The organism is Mycobacterium paraffinicum (assembly GCF_025822865.1).
Lineage (GTDB): Bacteria > Actinomycetota > Actinomycetes > Mycobacteriales > Mycobacteriaceae > Mycobacterium > Mycobacterium paraffinicum.
In genome coordinates this window covers 166,791-187,307 of the sequence record NZ_JACKUR010000013.1, presented here as the reverse complement: position 1 = coordinate 187,307, position 20,517 = coordinate 166,791, and the positions used below count along the sequence as shown (strand labels likewise).

Here is a 20,517-nt window from a genome sequence, read left to right as displayed (position 1 = left end):
CGGGTCTGCAGGGAGGTGTGAACAGGTGGTGCCGATGCCCACGGGGCTGCGGCCCAGCGCCGGCGCTGGCACGCGCCTGCCCGCGCTGGCGGCCCAGGTCGGGGCGGTGCTCGCCGACCGGGGCGCGGCGGTCCCCGACGTGGCCGTCACCGGCGTCACGCTGCGTGCCCAGGACGTGCGGCCCGGCGACCTGTTCGCCGCGCTGACCGGCGCGTCGACGCACGGGGCCCGCTTCGCGGCCGAGGCGATCGAGCATGGGGCCGTCGCGGTCCTCACCGACGCCGCCGGGGTGGCGGAGATGGGTGCGTCGGCATCGGCCGTCCCGACGCTGGTGCACCCGGCGCCCCGCAGCGTGCTCGGCGCCCTGGCCGCCACGGTGTACGGGCACCCGTCGGAGCGGACGACGGTGGTCGGGATCACCGGAACCTCCGGCAAGACCACCACGACGTATCTGGTCGAATCCGGGCTGCGCGCCGCCGGCCGGACGGCCGGGCTGATCGGCACGGTCGGCATCCGCATCGCCGGCGCGGACGTCCCGAGCGCGCTGACCACCCCGGAGGCCCCCGCGCTGCAGGCCATGTTCGCGGCGATGGCCGAGCGCGGGGTGGACACCGTCGTCATGGAGGTGTCCAGCCACGCGCTGGCGCTGGGCCGCGTGGACGGCACCGGGTTCGCGGTGGGCGCCTTCACCAACCTGTCCCGCGACCACCTCGACTTTCACCCCACCATGGCGGACTACTTCGAGGCCAAGGCGAAGCTGTTCGATCCGGCCTCGCCGCTACGGGCCCGCCGGGTCGTGGTCTGCATCGACGACGACGCGGGCCGGGCCATGGCGGCCCGGGCCGGCGACGCGATCACCGTCAGCACCGGCGACCAGCCCGCGCACTGGCGCGCCATGGACGTGACCCCACTGGGCGGCGGGGGACAGCAGTTCACCGCGATCGACCCCGCCGGCGTGCGCCATCGGGTCGGCATCCGGCTGCCGGGGCATTACAACATCGCCAATTGCCTTGTCGCGCTGGCGATTTTGGATGCGGTGGGCGTGTCTCCGGAGCAGGCGGCGCCGGGGCTGCTGGAGACCCGGGTGCCCGGCCGGATGGAAGACATCGACTGCGGCCAGGATTTCCTGGCGCTGGTCGACTACGCCCACAAGCCGGGCGCGCTGCGGGCGGTGCTGGCCACCCTGTCGCGTCCGGGGCGCCGGCTGGCGGTGGTGTTCGGCGCCGGCGGCGAGCGCGACCCGGGTAAGCGGGCGCCGATGGGCGCGACGGCGGCCGAGCTGGCCGACCTGGTCGTCGTCACCGACGACAATCCGCGCGGCGAGGACCCCGCCGCCATCCGCCGCGAGATCCTGGCCGGGGCGGCCGCCAGCGGCGGTGCGGCCGAGGTGGTCGAGATCGGCGACCGGCGGGCGGCGATCGAACACGCGGTGGCCTGGGCCGGGCCGGGCGACGTGGTCCTGGTAGCGGGCAAAGGCCACGAAACGGGCCAGCGCGCGGCAGGGGAGGTCCGCCCCTTCGACGACCGGGTGGAGCTGGAGCGGGCGCTGAAGGCGCGGCGATGATCGACCTGACCGTCGCGCAGATCGCCGACATCGTGGGCGGCACGCTGGCCGACATCTCGCCGGAGGCCGCCGCCGGGCTTCGCGTCACCGGCGCCGTCGAATTCGACTCGCGCGCAGTCGGTCCCGGTGGCCTGTTCCTCGCGCTGCCGGGGGCGCACGCCGACGGGCATGACTACGCGAACGCGGCGGCGGCGGCCGGCGCGGTCGCCGTGCTGGCGGCCCGGCCGGTGGGGGTGCCCGCCATCGTCGTGCCTCTGGCACCGAGGGCCGGCCGTGCCGACGGCGGCCTGGCCGGGGTGCTAGAACACGACACCGACGGCTCGGGCGCGGCGGTGCTGGCCGCGCTGGCCAAGCTGGCCAGGGCGGTGGCCGCGGAGCTGGTGGCGGGAGGGCTGACCATCGTCGGAATCACCGGCTCGTCGGGCAAGACGTCGACCAAAGACCTGGTGGCCGCCGTGCTCGAGCCGCTGGGCGAGGTGGTGGCGCCGCCCGGGTCGTTCAACAACGAGCTGGGACACCCCTGGACGGTGTTGCGCGCGACGCGCAGCACCGACTACCTGGTGCTCGAGATGTCGGCCCGCCATCCCGGCAACATCGCCGCGCTGGCCGAGATCGCCCCGCCGACGATCGGGGTGGTCCTCAACGTCGGCACCGCCCACCTCGGCGAGTTCGGCTCCCGGGAAGCCATCGCGCGCACCAAATCCGAACTGCCCCAATCTGTTCCGTCATCCGGAGTGGTCATCCTCAACGCCGACGACCCGATCGTGGCGGCGATGGCCGACGTCACCGAGGCGCGGGTGGTGCTTGTCAGCCGGTCCAGCCGCACCGATTCCGGTCCCAGCGACGTCTGGGCCGACGGAGTGTCGCTGGACGAACTGGCCAGGCCCCGCTTTACCCTGCACGCGATGGACAGCGCGGTCGAGGTGCGGCTGGGCGTGTACGGCGACCATCAGGTCGCCAACGCGCTGTGCGCCGCCGCCGTCGCGCTGCACTGCGGTGCCACCGTCGAGCAGGTCGCCGCCGCGCTGGCGCACGCCGGGCCGGTGTCGCGGCACCGGATGCACGTGACCACCCGCGCGGACGGGGTCACGGTGATCGACGACGCCTACAACGCCAACCCCGACTCGATGCGCGCCGGACTGCAGGCGCTGGCCTGGATCGCCCACGGCGCCGACGAAAACCGCAGGAGCTGGGCGGTGCTGGGCGAAATGGCCGAGCTCGGCGAGGACGCGGTGGCCGAACACGATCGCATCGGCCGGCTGGCCGTGCGCTTAGATGTGTCTCGACTTGTCGTCGTGGGAAGTGGGAGGTCGATGAGCGCCATGCACCACGGAGCGGTCATGGAGGGCTCGTGGGGAGCTTCCGGTGATCGGGGGGCCGTCAACGTGGCCGACGCCGACGCCGCCCTCGCGTTGCTGCGGGCCGAAGTCCGGCCCGGCGACGTGATCCTGGTCAAGGCCTCCAACGCGGCCGGGCTGGGCGCGCTGGCCGACGCGCTGGCCGCAGCAGACACCGAAAGCGGGACGGGCGCGTGAGGCAGATCCTGATCGCGGTGGCCGTCGCGCTTGCCGTGTCAATCCTGTTGACGCCGGCGCTGATTCGGTTGTTCACCCGGCAGGGCTTCGGCCATCACACCCGTGAGGATGGCCCGCCCAGCCATCACGCCAAGCGCGGCACGCCGTCGATGGGCGGGGTGGCGATCCTGGCCGGCATCTGGGCGGGATACCTCGGGACGCACCTGGCCGGGCTCGCGTTCGACGGCGAGGGCGTTACCGCGTCGGGTCTGCTGGTGCTGGGCCTGGCGACCGTGCTCGGTGGCGTCGGCTTCCTCGACGACCTGATCAAGGTTCGCCGGTCGCGCAATCTCGGGCTGAACAAGACGGCCAAGACAGTCGGGCAGGTCGCCGCCGCGGTGCTGTTCGGGGTGCTGGTGTTGCGGTTCCGCAATGGCAGCGGGTTGACACCGGCCAGCTCGGACTTGTCCTACGTGCGCGAGATCGCCACGGTCACTTTGGCTCCGGGGCTGTTTGTGTTGTTCTGCGTGGTCGTCGTCAGCGCCTGGTCCAACGCGGTCAACTTCACCGACGGCCTCGACGGGCTGGCGGCCGGCTGCATGGCGATGGTCACCGCCGCCTACGTGTTGATCACCTTCTGGCAGTACCGCAACGCCTGCGTCACCGCGCCGGGCCTGGGCTGCTACAACGTGCGCGACCCGCTGGACCTGGCGCTCGTCGCGGCCGCCACCGCGGGCGCCTGCATCGGCTTTTTGTGGTGGAATGCCGCTCCGGCAAAGATTTTCATGGGGGACACCGGATCACTGGCGCTGGGCGGCATCATCGCGGGCCTGTCGGTGACCAGCCGCACCGAGATCCTCGCCGTGGTGCTGGGGTCGCTGTTCGTCGCCGAGGTCACTTCGGTGGTGCTGCAGATCCTGGCCTTCCGCACCACCGGGCGCCGGGTGTTCCGGATGGCGCCCTTCCACCACCATTTCGAATTGGCCGGCTGGGCCGAAACCACGGTGATCATCCGTTTCTGGCTGCTCACGGCGATCACTTGCGGTCTGGGCGTGGCCCTTTTCTACGGTGAGTGGCTGGGCGCGATCGGTGCCTGACGTGCCCGGGCTCGAGCCCTTGGTGCCGGGCGCACCCGTGCTGGTGGCCGGCGGCGGCGTCACCGGCAAGGCGGTGCTGGCGGCCCTGGTCCGGTTCGGCGCGGCGCCGACCCTGTGCGACGACGACCCGGCCACGCTGCGGCGCTATGCCGAAGCCGGCGTGGCGACCGTGACCACGCCGGCGGCCACGCAACGCGTCGCGGAGTACGCGCTGGTGGTCACCAGCCCGGGATTTCGGCCGGACACACCACTGCTGGTCGCCGCCGCGGCGGCGGGCGTGCCGGTCTGGGGCGACGTGGAATTGGCCTGGCGGCTCGACGCGGCGGGCCAGTACGGGCCCCCGCGGCGTTGGCTGGTGGTGACCGGCACGAACGGCAAGACCACCACGACGTCGATGCTGCACGCGATGTTGACCTCCGCGGGCCGGAGCAGCCAGTTGTGCGGCAACATCGGCGATCCGGTCCTCGATGTCCTCGACGCGCCCGCCGACCTGCTGGCCGTCGAGCTGTCCAGCTTCCAGCTGCACTGGGCGCCCTCGGTGCGGCCCGAGGTGGGCGTCGTCCTCAACATCGCCGAAGACCACCTGGATTGGCACTCCACCATGGCCGAGTACGCGGCGGCCAAGGCGCGGGTGCTCGACGGCCGGGTGGCGGTGGTGGGGCTCGACGACGCCCGGGCTGCCGCGTTGCTGGACACCGCCGCGGCCCCGGTGCGCGTCGGCTTCCGGCTCGGCGAGCCGGCGGCGGGCGAACTGGGCGTGCGCGACGGCCAACTCATCGACCGCGCCTTCGCCGACGACCTCGCGCTGCTGCCCGTCGAATCGATCCCGGTGCCGGGGCCCGTCGGCATCCTGGATGCGCTCGCCGCGGCGGCGCTGGCGCGCAGCGTCGGTGTGCCGGCCGGGGCGATCGCCGACGCGATCGCGTCCTTCCGGGTGGGCCGGCACCGGGCCGAGGTGGTCGCGGTCGCCGACGGGATCACCTACGTCGACGACTCGAAGGCCACCAACCCGCACGCCGCCGAGGCGTCCGTGCTGGCCTACCCCCGCGTGGTGTGGGTGGCCGGCGGTTTGCTCAAGGGCGCATCGGTGGACGCCGAGGTCGCCAAAATGGCCCCCCGGCTGGTCGGGGCGGTGCTCATCGGCCGAGATCGGGAAGAGGTTGCAGAGGCGTTATCGCGACACGCGCCGGATGTCCCCGTCGTCCAGGTTGTGACAGGCGAGGATGCTGATATGAATGCGACGGCTGTGGCTATTGGTGCAAATGTGACAGAAGTGAAATATTTGGGCGAGGATCTCGGCACTTCCGTCATGACCGCGGCGGTGGCCGCGGCCCGCGACCTGGCCCGGCCCGGCGACACGGTGTTGCTGGCGCCGGCCGGCGCGTCGTTCGACCAGTTCAGTGGGTATGCCGACCGTGGCGACGCCTTCGCCGCCGCCGTCCGCGCGGCCACCCGGTAGGCGGGCGTGGGTAATCCGCTGGCCCGGCTGAGACGCCGGGGCAAAGCGACCGAAGCGACCGCCGACACCGCCGCGGCCGAGCCGGAAAACGCCGACGAGGCGACCGGCCCCGTGAGCACCGCCGGCACGTCGGAGGCCAAGCCGGCCGCGAAAACGCAGGCCAAAAGCGAAGAGCGCAGCCGGTTCGGCGCCTGGCTGAGCCGGCCCATGACCTCCTTCCACCTGATCATCGCGGTGGCCGGGCTGCTGACCACGCTGGGCCTGATCATGGTGCTGTCGGCATCGGGGGTGCGGTCCTACGACGCCGACGGGTCGGCGTGGGTGATCTTCGGCAAGCAGGTGTTGTGGACGGTCATCGGCCTGTTCGCTGCCTACGTGGCGATGCGGATGTCGGTGCGGTTCCTCCGGCGCGTCGCGTTCACCGGCTACGTCGTCACGATCATCCTGCTGGTGCTCGTGCTGGTCCCGGGCATCGGCAACCTGGCCAACGGGTCGCGGAAGTGGTTCGTCATCGCCGGCTTCTCCATGCAGCCCTCCGAGCTGGCGAAGATCGCCTTCGCCATCTGGGGCGCGCACCTGCTGGCGGCCCGCCGGGTGGAGCGGGCAACGCTGCGGGAGCTACTGATCCCGCTGGTACCGGCCGGGGTCATCGCGCTGGCGCTGATCGTGGCCCAACCCGACCTCGGGCAGACGGTGTCGCTGGGCATCATCCTGCTGGCCCTGCTGTGGTACGCCGGCCTGCCGTTGCGCGTCTTCGCCACCTCGTTGCTGGCCGTCTTCATGGCCGGCGCGATCCTGGCCATGTCAGCCGGTTACCGCTCCGACCGGGTGAAGTCCTGGATGAACCCCGAGAACGACCCCATGGACACCGGCTACCAGGCCCGTCAGGCGAAGTTCGCCCTGGCGCACGGCGGCATCTTCGGCGACGGCCTGGGGCAGGGGGTGGCAAAGTGGAACTACCTGCCGAACGCCCACAACGACTTCATCTTCGCGATCATCGGCGAGGAGCTGGGCTTCGTCGGCGCGTTCGGCCTGCTGGTCCTGTTCGGCTTGTTCGCCTACACCGGGATGCGCATCGCCCGGCGCTCGGCCGACCCGTTCCTGCGGCTGGTGACCGCCACCACGACGATGTGGGTGCTGGGCCAGGCGTTCATCAACATCGGTTACGTGATCGGGATCCTGCCGGTCACCGGCATTCAGCTGCCACTCATCTCCGCGGGCGGAACATCAACGGCGGCAACGCTTTTCATGATCGGCATCATGGCCAACGCGGCCCGTCACGAGCCCGAGGCGGTGGCGGCCCTGCGCGCCGGCCGCGACGACAAGGTGAACCGCTTCCTGCGGCTGCCGCTGCCCCAGCCATACGCGCCGACCCGGCTGGAGTCGTTCCGCGACCGCAAGCGCGGGGGCAAGCAGCCGGCCAAGGGCGCCCCTGCGCGCACCGGCACCCGGAAGGCCGCCCAGGCGCCCGCAAGCAAGCGTTCCCACAAGGCCTCCCACAAGGGCCAAGAACCGCTGCGGCCGGCCTTCTCCCGCACAGCCGCCCGGCCGGCCCGCAAGGCGGTGCATCATGGATCTGGCCAGCGGTATGCCGGCCAGCGCCAGGCACGGCGCGCTCGCGCATTGGAAGGTCAGCGTTACGGGTGAACGACACGGTCAGCAAGCCGGCCGGCGGGCTGGGGGTAACCCCCCAGCCCGCCGGTGCCGCGTTGTCGGCTCTTAAGCCCCTCAAGCCGCTGTCGGTGGTGCTGGCCGGCGGGGGCACCGCCGGTCACGTGGAGCCCGCGATGGCGGTGGCCGACGCGCTGAGCGCGCTCGATCCGCAGGTGCGCATCACCGCGCTGGGCACCCACCGCGGGCTGGAGACCCGGCTGGTGCCCGAGCGCGGTTACCACCTCGAGCTGATCACGCCGGTGCCGCTGCCGCGCAAGCCCAGCGGCGACCTGGCCCGGTTGCCCCCGCGGGTATGGCGCGCGGTCCGGGAGGTGCGGGCCGTGCTCGAGGCGGTCGACGCCGACGTCATCATCGGTTTCGGCGGATATGTGGCGCTCCCGGCGTACCTCGCCGCCCGCGGGATTCCCCGCGGTCTCGGCCGCAGGCGCCGCGTCCCGGTGCTGATCCACGAAGCCAACGCCAGCGCCGGGCTGGCCAACCGGGTCGGCGCCCGCCGTGCCGACCGGGTGCTCTCCGCGGTGCCCGATTGCGGACTACCGCGCGCCGAGGTGGTCGGGATACCGGTGCGGGACGCCATCACCTCGCTGGACCGTGCCGCCCTGCGCGCCGAGGCGCGCAGGCACTTCGGCTTCGCCGACGACGCGCGGGTGTTGCTGGTGTTCGGCGGCTCGCAGGGCGCCGTGTCGCTGAACCGGGCCGTGTCCGGGGCCGCCGCCGACCTGGCCGCCGCGGGCGTGTCGGTACTGCACGCGCACGGACCGAAGAACACCCTCGAGCTGCGACAGAGCCAACCCGGTGACCCGCCGTACGTGGCGGTGCCCTATCTCGACCGGATGGACCTGGCCTACGCCGCCGCCGACCTGGCGATCTGCCGGTCGGGTGCGATGACCGTCGCCGAGGTCTCGGCGGTCGGCCTGCCGGCCATCTACGTGCCGCTGCCGATCGGCAACGGCGAGCAGCGGCTCAACGCGCTGCCGGTGGTCAACGCCGGGGGCGGCATGGTGGTCGCCGACGCCGCCTTGACGCCGGAGCTGGTCGCCCGCGAGGTGGCCGGGCTGCTCAACGACCCCCCGCGGTTGGCGGCGATGACGACGGCCGCCGCGCGCGTGGGGCACCCCGACGCGGCGCGGCAAGTGGCACAGGCGGCGCTGGACATCGCCAGGAAGGCAGCGGCGGGAGGGCGACGGTGATCGCCGAGCAGCTGCCGCCCGAGCTGCAGCGGGTGCACATGGTGGGCATCGGCGGCGCCGGCATGTCGGGCATCGCCCGCATCCTGCTGGACCGCGGCGCGCTGGTATCCGGGTCGGACGCCAAGGAGTCGCGCGGCGTGCACGCGTTGCGGGCCCGGGGCGCGTCGATCCGCATCGGCCACGACGCGTCGTCGCTCGACCTGTTGCCGGGCGGCCCGACGGCGGTCATCACCACCCACGCCGCCATCCCGAAGACCAACCCCGAGCTCGTCGAAGCCCGGCGGCGCGGCATCCCGGTGATCCTGCGGCCGGCGGTGCTGGCCCGGCTGATGGACGGGCGCACGACGCTGATGGTCACCGGCACGCACGGCAAGACCACGACGACGTCCATGTTGATCGTGGCGCTGCAGCACTGCGGACGCGACCCGTCGTTCGCGGTCGGCGGCGAGATGGGGGAGGCCGGAACCAACGCCCATCACGGCAGTGGCGACTGCTTCGTGGCCGAGGCCGACGAAAGCGACGGCTCCCTGCTCGAGTACACCCCCAACGTCGCGGTGGTCACCAACATCGAGGCCGATCACCTGGACTTCTACGGCAGCGCCGACGCCTACGTCGGGGTGTTCGACGCCTTCGTGGAGCGGCTCGCCCCCGGGGGAGCGCTGGTGGTGTGCGTCGACGACCCGGGCGCTGCCGCGCTGGCGGAGCGCACCGCCGAGCTGGGAATCCGGGTGCTGCGCTACGGATCCGCGCCGGCGGAGGACCACGCCGCCACCCTGTTGTCCTGGGAGCAGCAGGGCACCGAGGCGGTCGCGCACGTGCAGCTGGCGGGCGAAAAGTATCCCCGGGTGATGCGGCTCTCGGTGCCCGGACGGCACATGGCGCTCAACGCGCTGGGCGCGCTGCTGGCGGCGATCGAGATCGGCGCCCCGGTCGACGCGGTGCTCGACGGGCTGGCCGGTTTCGAGGGGGTGCGCCGCCGGTTCGAACTCGTGGGCAACGCCGGGTCGGTGCGCGTCTTCGACGACTATGCCCACCATCCCACCGAGATCAGCGCGACGCTGGCGGCGGTCCGCACGGTCCTCGAGCAGAGCGGCGGCGGGCGCAGCCTGGTGGTCTTCCAGCCCCATTTGTATTCACGCACAAAGGAATTCGCTGCGGAGTTCGGTCACGCACTCGATGCGGCCGACGAGGTCTTCGTCCTCGACGTCTACGGCGCGCGTGAGCAACCGCTCGCCGGTGTCAGCGGCGCCAGCGTCGCCGAGCACGTCAGCGCGCCGGTGCGCTACCTGCCCAACTTCTCCGCCGTCGCCGAGCAGGTGGCCGCGGAGGCCGGCCCCGGCGACGTCATCGTCACCATGGGCGCGGGCGACGTGACCTTGCTCGGGCCGGAGATCGTGACCGCGCTGCGGGACAGGGACAATCGCAGCGCGCCCGGCCGGCCGGGGGTGATGCGATGACCGAGCCGAACGACGCCGAGGACGCGGGCAATCTGCACGTGGGCGAGCCCGCCGGGGACGAGGTCACCGAGCCGCTGTTCGTCGGGGGACCCGAAGCCGAAACCCCGGTCACCCCGGACGAATTCGAGGGACCACGCCGACGGGCCCGCCGCGAGCGAGCCGAACGCCGCGCCGCACAGGAGCGCGCCACCGCCATCGAGGAAGCCCGCCGCGAGGCCAAGCGACGGGTGAGCGGACGCGCGGTCGACGAGCCCAAACCCGTCGCGCGGGGCGTGGTCCGCGGCCTGAAGATGCTGTTGGTGACGGTGTTGCTGGTCGTCCTCGGGATCGGGCTCGCACTGATCCTCTACTTCACGCCCGCGATGTCGGCGCGCAACATCGTCGTGGTCGGCACCGGGGTGGTGACCCGGGAAGAGGTGCTGGACGCGGCGCGGGTGCGGCCGGGGACGCCGCTGTTGCAGATCAACACCAACCAGGTCGCCGACCGGGTGGCGGCGATCCGGCGGGTGGCCAGCGCGCGGGTGCAGCGGCAGTATCCGTCGGCGCTGCGCATCACCATCGTCGAACGAGTTCCAGTGGCGGTGAAGGACTTTCCGGACGGCCCGCACCTGTTCGACCGTGACGGCGTCGATTTCGCGACCGGGCCGCCGCCGCCGGCACTGCCATACCTCGACGTCGCCGACCCTGGCCCGAACGACCCGGCGACCAAGGCCGCGCTGCAGGTGCTGACCGCGCTGCGGCCCGAGGTCGCGGGTCAGGTGGGCCGGGTCGCGGCGCCCTCGGTGGCCTCGATCACGCTCACATTGGGGGACGGCCGGGTCGTCATCTGGGGGACGACCGATCGCACCGACGAGAAGGCCGAGAAGCTGGCCGCGCTGCTGACCCAGCCCGGGCGGACCTACGACGTCTCGAGCCCGGACCTCCCGACGGTGAAGTAGCGGCGCCCCGTGTGACCGCCGTGACAGAAAAAATTTGCGGGCGGCGCGTCGGCGCGCCTGCGGGGTTAGGGCGCGCCATACCCATACCGTTCTGGTTGCGCGGAACTACTTGACATAACTCTAACTCTATGGTTGAGGTTGAGGGTTTGCCAGGGAAGACCGCGGACGCTCGGGAAGGAAACCCGTCGCGCAGAACTGAGCCCACCAGGGAGGAAAACGAATGATGACCCCCCCGCATAACTACCTGGCCGTCATCAAGGTCGTGGGTATCGGTGGCGGCGGCGTCAACGCCGTGAACCGAATGATCGAGCAGGGTCTCAAGGGCGTGGAGTTCATCGCGATCAACACCGACGCGCAGGCGCTGTTGATGAGCGATGCCGACGTCAAGCTCGACGTCGGCCGCGACTCCACCCGCGGGCTGGGCGCCGGCGCGGACCCGGAGGTCGGCCGCAAGGCCGCCGAGGACGCCAAGGACGAGATCGAGGAGCTGCTGCGCGGAGCGGACATGGTGTTCGTCACCGCGGGCGAGGGTGGCGGGACGGGCACCGGCGGCGCGCCGGTCGTGGCCAGCATCGCCCGCAAGCTGGGCGCGTTGACCGTTGGCGTGGTCACCCGGCCGTTCTCGTTCGAGGGCAAGCGGCGCGGCAACCAGGCCGAGAGCGGCATCTCCTCGTTGCGCGAGAGCTGCGACACCCTCATCGTGATCCCCAACGACCGGCTGCTGCAGATGGGCGACGCCGCCGTGTCCCTGATGGATGCGTTCCGCAGCGCCGACGAGGTGCTGCTCAACGGCGTCCAGGGCATCACCGACCTGATCACCACGCCCGGCCTGATCAACGTCGACTTCGCCGACGTCAAGGGCATCATGTCCGGCGCGGGCACGGCCCTGATGGGAATCGGCTCCGCACGCGGGGAAGGACGCTCGCTCAAGGCGGCCGAGATCGCGATCAACTCGCCGCTGCTGGAAGCGTCGATGGAGGGCGCCCACGGCGTACTGATGTCGATCGCCGGCGGCAGTGACCTGGGCCTGTTCGAGATCAACGAGGCGGCCTCGCTGGTGCAGGACGCCGCCCACCAGGACGCCAACATCATCTTCGGCACGGTCATCGACGACTCGCTGGGTGACGAGGTGCGCGTCACCGTTATCGCGGCGGGTTTCGACGCCGCCGGCGCCGGCCGCAAGCCCGTGGTGGGTGGCACCGCCGCGGAGAAGGGCGGGGCGCACCGGATCGAATCGGCGAAGGCCGGCAAGCTCACCTCGACCCTGTTCGAGCCCGTCGACGCCGTCAGCGTGCCGGTCCACACCAACGGCGCCACGCTGAATATCGGCGGTGACGACGACGACGTCGACGTCCCGCCGTTCATGCGCCGCTGAGGGTCTCGATTTGCTTGCCAGTGCGCGACAAACCGGCCAAGAAACATAGGGGCCGGATGGCGCTGCCCGCTGGCAGGCGGTGCACTCCGGATACTGAAAAGGTGAGCGTGCGCATCCGGCGGGTGACCACCAGCCGCGCGGGCGGTGTCTCGGGACCACCGTTCGACACCTTCAACCTGGGCGACCACGTCGGCGACGATCCGGCGGCGGTGGCCGCCAACCGAGACCGGCTGGCGGCAGCCATCGGCCTGGGCGCCGAGCGCGTGGTGTGGATGAACCAGGTCCACGGTGATCGGGTCGAGGTGGTCGACGGGCCCCGGAGCGCCGTCGACGGCACCGACGCGTTAGTGACCAGCACCCCGCGACTGGCGCTGGCCGTGGTGACCGCCGACTGTGTGCCGGTGCTGTTGGGCGACGCGCGCGCCGGCGTGGCCGCGGCGGTGCATGCGGGCCGCGTCGGCGCCCAGCTCGGGGTGGTGGCCCGCACCGTGGAGGCGATGTTGGGGCTCGGCGCGCACGTCGAAGACATCTCGGCCCTCTTGGGCCCGGCGGTCAGTGGGCGCAACTACGAGGTGCCCGCCGCCATGGCCGACGAGGTGGAGGCCGCGCTGCCCGGCAGCCGCACCACCACCGCGGTGGGAACCCCGGGACTCGACCTTCGGGCCGGAATCGCTTGCCAGCTAAAGCAATTGGGTGTCACGGCCATCGACATCGATCCGCGGTGCACCGTGGCCGACCCTACGCTGTTCAGTCACCGCCGGGATGCCCCAACCGGGCGGCTGGCCTCGCTGGTGTGGATGGAGTGACTGCGATGGCGGGTGGGGCCCCGGAGAGTCACAGCGACCGCGAAACGGAATTGACCCACGCATTAGCGGCCGTGCGTTCGCGACTTGCGGCGGCCGCGGAAGCGGCGGGTCGCAATGTCGGTGAAATCGAACTTCTGCCGATTACCAAATTCTTCCCAGCAACCGATGTCGTGACTTTGTCGCGATTGGGTTGCCGGGCCGTCGGCGAATCGCGGGATCAGGAAGCGTCGGCAAAAGTGAGCGAAGTCACCAAACTCTTAGCGGCCTCGTCGCGGGCGGACGTACCGGCCCCGCGCTGGCACATGGTGGGCCACATTCAGCGAAACAAAGCCAGGTCGGTTGCCCGCTGGGCGCACACCGCCCACTCGGTGGACAGCTCCCATCTCGTCAGCGCGCTCGATCGGGGCGTGTCGGCGGCCCTGGCCGAGGGCCGCCGCGCCGATCCGATGCGGGTCTACGTTCAGGTCAGCCTCGACGGCGACGAGACGCGGGGCGGCGTCGACATCTCGGCGCCGGGGGCGGTCGACCAATTGTGCGCGCAGACCGAGGAGGCGAAGTGCCTGGAACTGGCGGGTCTGATGGCCATTCCGCCGCTGGGCTCGAGTCCCGACGCGGCCTTCGAACGCCTGCGAACTGAGCACCTGCGCGTCCTGGAATCCCATCCGAACGCCGTCGGCCTGTCCGCCGGCATGTCCGACGATTTCGAAATTGCCGTCAAACACGGATCGACGTGTGTGCGTGTCGGTACCGCGCTATTGGGTCCCCGGCCGCTACCGTCACCGTATTAAGTCACTGTAGTCACATCTTCATCACTGACACCAAGCATCAGGGGCTAGAAGGGGTCAACGCAATGAGCACACTGCACAAAGTCAAGGCCTATTTCGGTATGGCCCCGATGGACGACTACGACGACGAGTATTACGACGACCACGCACCCTCCCGCGGTTTTCCGCGGCCGCGTTTCGACGACGGGTACGGCCGCTACGAGGGGCGTGACTACGACGACCCGCGCGAGCCCGCCGACTACCCGCCGCCGGGCGGCTACCGCGGCGGCTACGGGGAGGAGCCGCGGTACGGCGCCGTCCACCCCCGCGAGTTCGAGCGGCCCGAGATGGGCAGGCCGCGCTTCGGATCCTGGTTGCGCAACTCCACCCGCGGCGCGCTGGCGATGGACCCGCGCCGGATGGCGATGATGTTCGAAGAGGGCCACCCGCTCTCGAAGATCACCACGCTGCGGCCCAAGGACTACAGCGAGGCCCGCACCATCGGCGAGCGATTCCGCGATGGCACCCCGGTCATCATGGACCTGGTGTCCATGGACAACGCGGACGCGAAGCGGCTGGTCGACTTCGCGGCCGGCTTGGCCTTCGCGTTGCGTGGTTCTTTCGACAAGGTGGCGACCAAGGTGTTCTTGCTCTCGCCCGCCGACGTCGATGTGTCCCCCGAGGAGCGGCGCCGGATCGCCGAAACCGGTTTCTACGCTTACCAATAACCCGCGGTTGAGCGGCGCCGGATTCGGCGCCGCTTCGGTGGCCGGACCGGCTGCGATGTGGTCCGAGACCCGGAGTCGGTACGCTGGCAGGCGCCGCGAAAGCCCGCGGCGCTTGTCATCTCATCGGTAAGGTCGGGGCTCTTCAGTTGGTGCTGTTCTTTCAGATCCTTGGGTTTGCGCTGTTCATCTTCTGGCTGCTGCTCATCGCCCGGGTTGTCGTCGAGTTCATTCGCTCGTTCAGCCGTGACTGGCATCCCACCGGCATCACGGTGGTGATCCTCGAGATCATCATGTCGATCACGGATCCGCCGGTGAAGTTGCTGCGGCGGCTGATCCCACAGCTCACCATCGGGGCGGTCCGTTTCGACCTGTCCATCATGGTGTTGCTGCTGGTCGCCTTCATCGGCATGCAGCTCGCCTTCGGCGCCGCCGCGTAGGCCGATCCGGCCGCCGGTCGGAAGCCGCCTTCCAGCCCGGAGACGGTTCGGCCACGTTTTAGCTTCGGTTTGGTGCCCGCGATTTAAAAATTCTAAGGTTTCGGATTTTATTGCCCTGAGTGTTTGAAATTGGTTCTTATTTATTGGCCTAAACAGCAACGGTCGCGCCTGGTGTGACAGGATGGACGGCAGTTGCACGACGGCTACCACTGCGTTCTACACTTTCCAGAACGTTAGACAGGAACTTGAGGGGACGAAACAATGCCGCTTACACCAGCCGACGTCCACAATGTGGCGTTCAGTAAGCCACCGATCGGCAAGCGGGGCTACAACGAAGACGAGGTCGATGCCTTCCTCGATCTGGTGGAAGCCGAGCTGACCCGGCTTATCGAAGAGAACAGCGATCTGCGTCAGCGGATCGAGGAGCTGGACCAGGAGCTTGCGGCCGGCGGTGGCGCCAGCGCCGCTCCCGCGGCCGCGCCCACCCAGGCCATCCCCGTCCCCGAGCCGGAGCCGGCGCCCAAGGCGGCACCGGTCGCCGCGCCGGCCGCACCCGCCGCACCCGCGGCGAGCAACGAGGAACAGGCCATGAAGGCCGCCCGGGTGTTGAGCCTGGCCCAGGACACCGCCGACCGGCTGACCAGCACCGCCAAGGCCGAGTCGGACAAGATGCTGGCCGACGCCCGCGCCAACGCGGACCAGATCCTCACCGAGGCCCGCCAGACCGCCGAGACCACGGTCACCGAGGCCCGGCAGCGCGCCGATGCGATGCTCGCGGATGCACAAACCCGCTCCGAGACCCAGCTGCGTCAGGCCCAGGAGAAGGCCGACGCCCTGCAGGCCGACGCCGAACGCAAGCACTCCGAGATCATGGGCACGATCAACCAGCAGCGCACCGTCCTGGAAGGCCGCCTCGAGCAACTGCGTACCTTCGAACGCGAGTACCGGACCCGGCTCAAGACCTACCTGGAATCGCAGCTGGAAGAGCTCGGCCAGCGCGGATCGGCGGCGCCCGTCGACTCCAGCGCCGACGCAGGCGGATTCGACCAATTCAATCGGGGTAACAACTAGCCTCACAGGCGTGCCGGACACTCGCCGAACTGCGCGGTTGGCACACTAGACCTGCACACGAACTGCTGTCCCGCTCGCCGCTTGGAGGATGACCGATGCTGATCATTGCGCTCGTACTGGCCCTGGTCGGGCTCGTCGCGTTGGTGTTCGCCGTGGTCACGAGCAACGAGTTGGTGGCCTGGGTATGCATCGGCGCCAGCGTGCTCGGGGTGGTGCTGTTGATCATCGACGCCCTGCAGGAGCGGCAGCGGCGTGACGCGGGCGGAGCAGCCCAGCACGAGGACGAGGCTCAGGCCGAGGCCAGCGACGAGGCGGTCGACTATCCCGAGGACGCGGCGCACGAACCGGGGGAAGCTGACTCCGGGGCCACCGAAGAGTCGGCGGTGCCGGCCGAGGGCCGAGGCGACGAGGCCGCCAAGTAGTGCTCAGCCGGTGGGCGTGGCGAGCGTCGCGCGCACCTCGTCGTCGCTGACCTGGTGAAAATCGCCGTATACCTGGCCGACGGCTTCGAATCCGGGCGGCATCGTCACGCACACCACCTCGTCCGCCTCGAGCTCGAGCTCACGGCAGGTCGACGGGGCTCCCACCGGGACCGCGACGACTATCGATCGGGGGCCGGCGGCTCGCACCGCCCGGACGGCGGCCAGCATGCTGGCGCCGGTGGCGATCCCGTCGTCGACCAAGATCACCACCTTGCCGCGCGGGTCGGCCACCGGCCGTCCGCCCCGGTACGCGTCCTCGCGGCGGGCGAGTTCGGCCGTCTCGCGCTCGATCACCTCGCGCACCTGTTCGTCGGTGATGCGCAGGCTGGACACCACGTCGTCGTTCATCACGACGCCACCTCCGCTGGCCACCGCGCCCATCGCGAGCTCCGACCAGCCCGGCACTCCGAGCTTGCGGACCAGGAACACATCCAGTGGGGCGTGCAGCGCCGCGGCGACCTCCCAGGCCACCGGGAGGCCGCCGCGGGCCAGCCCGAAGACCAGCACGTCATCCCTGTCGCGATAGGACCTCAGCTGGTCGGCCAGCGCGTGACCGGCCTCGCGACGGTCGCGGAACGTGCGCGTCGCAGTGCGCCGGAGGAATCCATCGGGTGTCATCGGTCGCGTTCCACCCTACGGGCTTTCGCGGCGGCCGCGCCGGTCAGCGAACCCCGGATTCTCCCGGGGTGTTCTGGCTCGCCGCTCCTGCATCCGGGACAGACGCGGTGACGAGATGTTCGAACGTACCGGTCACGTCCAGGATGCGATCGAGGAATCGCGGTCGGTGGTCCAGGTGCAGACGGACGCCCTTCTCACAGCTGCGGCGATGGACCAGGAGCAGGGCGGACAGACCCGCGGAATCGCAGATTGCCAGTCCGGAGAGGTCGAGGTGCAGGTCAGCCAGGGCGGGCTGCCGGCCGAGTAGTTGACCGGCGGCGTCGACCATGGCGTCAACGGTTTCGTAGACCAGGTCGCCGGAGACCTGCACGCAGGCCGATCGTCCTGTCGCGGCGACACTCAGGAACAGGTTCATCGGGACGCTCCCGGGCAGGCGACGGCGGCGAGGGCGTCGTTTGCTGTCCGCAGCAGGCGCTGGCTGCGCGGGAACTCCTTGAGTTGTGCATCCAGCAAATCCAACGCGGGGTGAAGCGACGCCGCCGGGATACCCCGGGCGGTAAGGATGTCGGCGGTCCAGGTGATGAAGTCGGCGAACAACGCGTCGTCGTCGGTGTACAGGCTCACGGTGAGGAAGTCGACGATGTGGGCGACGTCCTCGACGGTGTGCTGGCGCTGCGGCGTGGAGTAGGCGCGCATGGCGGGAAAGCTGTCCTCCAAATCGGTGACGGTGGACTTGACCAGCCGACCCGCACTCCGGCTCACCATGGTGTACTCCTGGTCGGCCAGATGCGGCAGGTCATTGACCGGCTGGCGGCTGAAAGTGCGTCGTACGGCGGGGAATCCGCGGCGCAGGCGTTCGTCGGCCGTCCGTGCGTCGGGTGCCCACGCGTCGGCGCCCAGCTGCCGGGCGAAGCGGCCGTCGCGGCCGAACGCGGCCCCGCCGGCCAGGACGGGGAAACCGGCGGACTGGCACGCGATGGTCGCGGCGTGCGCGTTGGGCAGCCGGGTGGGGATCGAGCAGGAAAGCGCCACGACATCGGGTCCGTGCTGGTGTAGGTGGGCGATCAGGTGTGGGGTCGGGACCTGCGCCCCGAGGAAGTCGACCTGCCAGCCACGCAGCCGTAGGACCTCCGCCAGCAGCCGGGCAGGCAAAGCGTGCCACTCGCCGTCCACGCACGCCAGCGTGACTCGACCGCCGTGGGCCGGAACTTTGCCGGCGGGGTGGTGGGCCAGCGCGGCGATGACGCGGTCGTTGATGGCCGTGGCCGCATGCTCCTGCGCGACGCTGATGCGGTCGGCGGCCCATTCCGTGCCCACCTTGCGCTGGACGGGGGCGATCACCTCCAGCAGCACATCCTCGGGCGTCATGCCCGCATCCATTGCGGCGAACACGGTGGCCGCCGCCGCGTACTCGTCCCGGTCGGCGAGGGCCCCCCAGAGCCGCTCGCGGATCACGAGTTCGTCGGCGGCACCGGTGGCGCGTGGGGCGGTCATATCGGTGTCGTGGGAACTCATGCCACGTACCTGCCCCGGGTGTGGCCGTCGACGGCGCTCAGGTGGGTGCGCTGCGGGGCGGTGATCGCCACGACCGCGATGTCGTCGTGCACGCGTTGCCCCACCCACTGCGTGGCCAGCATCAGGACGCGCTCGACGACCGCTTCGGCCGGCATTCCGGCACATCCGGTCAGCGCGTCCGCCAGGCGCTGCTCACCGAAGAAGTCATCGCCCAGCGGACCGCCGCGGGCCTCGGTGATGCCATCGGTGTACAGCACGCACGTCTCGCCCGGCGCCAGGGAAGTCTCAAACGATTGCACGGTGATGCGCTCCAGCGCGCCGACCAGCGTGCCCTTGGTGTTGGCCTCTTCCACCTGCCCGTCGTCGCGCACGATCAACGGCGGCGGATGCCCGGCGCAGGTCAACCGCAGCGCTACCTGGCCGTCCCGGCAGGCGACCGAGGCCAGGACCAACGTGGCGAACCGGGTGTGGTCCGACGACAGCATGGCGCGGTTGAGCAGCGTGAGGACACCCTCGTGGTCCTGCGCCAGCGGCGTCAGGGCCTGCAGCGTGTTGCGGATCTTGCCGGTCATCACGGCGGCCTCGAGCCCCTTACCGCACACGTCGCCCAGCACCACCAGCGTCTCGTCCTCGGGGCGCGCGGCGGGATGGAAGTCATAGAAGTCGCCGCCGACCACCTCGTAATCCTTCGAAGCCCGGTAGCCGCCGGCGAATTCGATGCCGTGCAGCCCGTGCAGCGGGGGAGGCAACAGGTCACGCATCAGGGTGCGGGTGATGGCGGCCTGCTCGGCGTAGAGGCGTGCGGCGGACAACGCCGCGCCGGCGCGCGCGGCGAACAGGCCGGCGAAGAGTTCTTCGTCCGCGCTGTACACCGGCCGATCGGTGCGCCGCAGCAACACCAGCGCCCCCGCCGAAACCCCGTGTCCGGGCAGCGTCAAGATCATCACGGACCCAACCGGGCCCGAGAAATCTTGCGGTACAAGCCAATCGGGTACCGTCACGGGATCGATCCAGCCCGAGGAAACGGGCGGAAACCCGTGCAGCGCCTCGCTCAAACCCGCCACCACCGCCGGGTCGGCGTCAATGCTGCATTGCTCCACGGCCCCGGCCGCGCTGCTGTAAAAGACGGGCAGCCGCCGGCCACGGCCCGCGGGGGCAACCAGCACCGCCGCGTCCGACAGGTGCCGGGCGGCCATCTGCACCGTCGCTTCCCGGCAGCGGTCGACGTTCAGCGACGCGGTCAACACCGATGACGCCTCGAGCAGGATCGCCGTGCGTTCCTGCTCGCGCGCCAGCGCTTCTTGCGCCTCCCGCAACAACTGGCCGGTGTCCTCGACCAGCGACCACGCCACCTCGCCGCTGGGCAGCACCGCTGCGTGCGCGTCGAATTTTCGGCCCTCCACGCTTCCCGAGACGACGGACGCCTTGCGGTCGACGGCGTCGGGGTCACACTGGACGAGACGGTGATGCGCGCGCGACAGCCAGTCAACGGACTCGTCGAGCCGGCCGCCCTGCGTCGCGCCCGGCAGCAGGGACTGGGCCGACCCGCTCAGAGCCTGGACGATTCCCTCGCGGTCGATGACCAGCGTGGGGCAGGGGACGGCCGCCCACAAAGCGTCGAGGTCGATCTCGACGCCTACGTGGGCACCATCGTGCATGCGGTTGACCTGTCAACGCGGAAAGTCTGATCTTGCTGACGCGACGCCGGCTCTAGGCGTACTGGCTTGTGAGAGAGGATCGTTCGTACTGGCCGAGCGTCGAACGTGCAGCGGAAGGGCCATTTCTCGACCCAATAGCCGAAACTCTACACGGCCGTCTCTTCGGACTC

Annotated in this window: 18 protein-coding genes and 1 pseudogene; 15 read left to right on the top strand and 4 right to left on the bottom strand. The window is 70.7% G+C overall.

What is annotated here, in order from left to right; genetic code table 11:
* Positions 1-34 precede the first annotated feature (34 nt).
* The 15 genes from H7J89_RS03640 (at position 35) to H7J89_RS03570 (ending at position 16,496) form a co-directional block, all read left to right on the top strand.
* Entirely contained in the window at positions 35-1,564 is a 1,530-nt protein-coding gene (locus H7J89_RS03640) for a UDP-N-acetylmuramoyl-L-alanyl-D-glutamate--2,6-diaminopimelate ligase (protein ID WP_264036531.1), read from the top strand.
* Positions 1,561-3,099, top strand: coding sequence for a UDP-N-acetylmuramoyl-tripeptide--D-alanyl-D-alanine ligase (locus H7J89_RS03635; RefSeq protein ID WP_264036528.1), 1,539 nt, complete (start codon positions 1,561-1,563; stop codon positions 3,097-3,099). The genes H7J89_RS03640 and H7J89_RS03635 overlap by 4 nt, the downstream gene beginning before the upstream one ends.
* Positions 3,096-4,175, top strand: coding sequence for a phospho-N-acetylmuramoyl-pentapeptide-transferase (gene mraY, locus H7J89_RS03630; protein WP_264036526.1), 1,080 nt, complete (start codon positions 3,096-3,098; stop codon positions 4,173-4,175). The genes H7J89_RS03635 and mraY overlap by 4 nt, the downstream gene beginning before the upstream one ends.
* 1 nt (position 4,176) lies before the next feature.
* The gene (murD, locus tag H7J89_RS03625; protein WP_264036578.1) at positions 4,177-5,634 is read left to right on the top strand and encodes a UDP-N-acetylmuramoyl-L-alanine--D-glutamate ligase; all 1,458 of its coding nucleotides are present in this window, start codon (positions 4,177-4,179) and stop codon (positions 5,632-5,634) included.
* Between the two features lie 6 nt (positions 5,635-5,640).
* Positions 5,641-7,281 carry a putative lipid II flippase FtsW gene (ftsW, locus tag H7J89_RS03620; protein WP_264036524.1) on the top strand — a complete coding sequence of 547 codons (1,641 nt, stop codon included), beginning with the start codon at positions 5,641-5,643 and terminating at the stop codon, positions 7,279-7,281.
* Positions 7,278-8,498 carry an undecaprenyldiphospho-muramoylpentapeptide beta-N-acetylglucosaminyltransferase gene (gene murG / locus H7J89_RS03615; protein WP_264036522.1) on the top strand — a complete coding sequence of 407 codons (1,221 nt, stop codon included), beginning with the start codon at positions 7,278-7,280 and terminating at the stop codon, positions 8,496-8,498. The genes ftsW and murG overlap by 4 nt, the downstream gene beginning before the upstream one ends.
* Complete coding sequence (gene murC, locus H7J89_RS03610) at positions 8,495-9,955, top strand: UDP-N-acetylmuramate--L-alanine ligase (RefSeq protein WP_264036520.1); 1,461 nt, start codon at positions 8,495-8,497, stop codon at positions 9,953-9,955. Before murG ends, murC begins: the two co-directional genes overlap by 4 nt.
* The gene (locus tag H7J89_RS03605; protein WP_264036517.1) at positions 9,952-10,893 is read left to right on the top strand and encodes a cell division protein FtsQ/DivIB; all 942 of its coding nucleotides are present in this window, start codon (positions 9,952-9,954) and stop codon (positions 10,891-10,893) included. Before murC ends, H7J89_RS03605 begins: the two co-directional genes overlap by 4 nt.
* A gap of 223 nt (positions 10,894-11,116) precedes the next feature.
* On the top strand, positions 11,117-12,268 hold the full coding sequence (gene ftsZ / locus H7J89_RS03600) for a cell division protein FtsZ (protein WP_066957092.1): 1,152 nt from the start codon (positions 11,117-11,119) through the stop codon (positions 12,266-12,268).
* A 101-nt stretch (positions 12,269-12,369) separates the two neighbouring features.
* Positions 12,370-13,074: a peptidoglycan editing factor PgeF gene (gene pgeF, locus H7J89_RS03595; RefSeq protein WP_264036514.1), complete on the top strand. Its 705-nt coding sequence runs from the start codon at positions 12,370-12,372 to the stop codon at positions 13,072-13,074.
* A gap of 5 nt (positions 13,075-13,079) precedes the next feature.
* A complete protein-coding gene (locus H7J89_RS03590; RefSeq protein WP_264036512.1) occupies positions 13,080-13,862 on the top strand; it encodes a YggS family pyridoxal phosphate-dependent enzyme in 783 nt (260 codons plus the stop codon).
* 62 nt (positions 13,863-13,924) lie between these two features.
* Positions 13,925-14,566 carry a cell division protein SepF gene (locus tag H7J89_RS03585; protein WP_264036510.1) on the top strand — a complete coding sequence of 214 codons (642 nt, stop codon included), beginning with the start codon at positions 13,925-13,927 and terminating at the stop codon, positions 14,564-14,566.
* A gap of 146 nt (positions 14,567-14,712) precedes the next feature.
* Complete coding sequence (locus H7J89_RS03580; RefSeq protein ID WP_007170773.1) at positions 14,713-15,003, top strand: YggT family protein; 291 nt, start codon at positions 14,713-14,715, stop codon at positions 15,001-15,003.
* Between the two features lie 261 nt (positions 15,004-15,264).
* A complete protein-coding gene (wag31, locus tag H7J89_RS03575) occupies positions 15,265-16,074 on the top strand; it encodes a DivIVA-like cell division protein Wag31 (RefSeq protein WP_264036508.1) in 810 nt (269 codons plus the stop codon).
* 95 nt (positions 16,075-16,169) lie between these two features.
* Positions 16,170-16,496 carry a hypothetical protein gene (locus tag H7J89_RS03570; protein WP_264036506.1) on the top strand — a complete coding sequence of 109 codons (327 nt, stop codon included), beginning with the start codon at positions 16,170-16,172 and terminating at the stop codon, positions 16,494-16,496.
* 3 nt (positions 16,497-16,499) lie between these two features.
* Here H7J89_RS03570 and H7J89_RS03565 read toward each other — a convergent pair.
* The 4 genes and pseudogenes from H7J89_RS03565 to H7J89_RS03550 form a co-directional block, all read right to left on the bottom strand.
* Positions 16,500-17,180, bottom strand: a pseudogene (locus tag H7J89_RS03565) (phosphoribosyltransferase); the annotation flags it as partial.
* Positions 17,181-17,217: 37 nt separating this feature from the next.
* Positions 17,218-17,589 (bottom strand): STAS domain-containing protein, encoded by a 372-nt coding sequence (locus tag H7J89_RS03560; protein ID WP_264036504.1) that lies wholly within the window; start codon positions 17,587-17,589, stop codon positions 17,218-17,220.
* Entirely contained in the window at positions 17,586-18,689 is a 1,104-nt protein-coding gene (locus tag H7J89_RS03555; RefSeq protein ID WP_372513704.1) for a cobalamin B12-binding domain-containing protein, read from the bottom strand. Before H7J89_RS03555 ends, H7J89_RS03560 begins: the two co-directional genes overlap by 4 nt.
* The gene (locus tag H7J89_RS03550; RefSeq protein WP_264036502.1) at positions 18,686-20,347 is read right to left on the bottom strand and encodes a PP2C family protein-serine/threonine phosphatase; all 1,662 of its coding nucleotides are present in this window, start codon (positions 20,345-20,347) and stop codon (positions 18,686-18,688) included. The genes H7J89_RS03555 and H7J89_RS03550 overlap by 4 nt, the downstream gene beginning before the upstream one ends.
* Between the last annotated feature and the right edge of the window lie 170 nt (positions 20,348-20,517).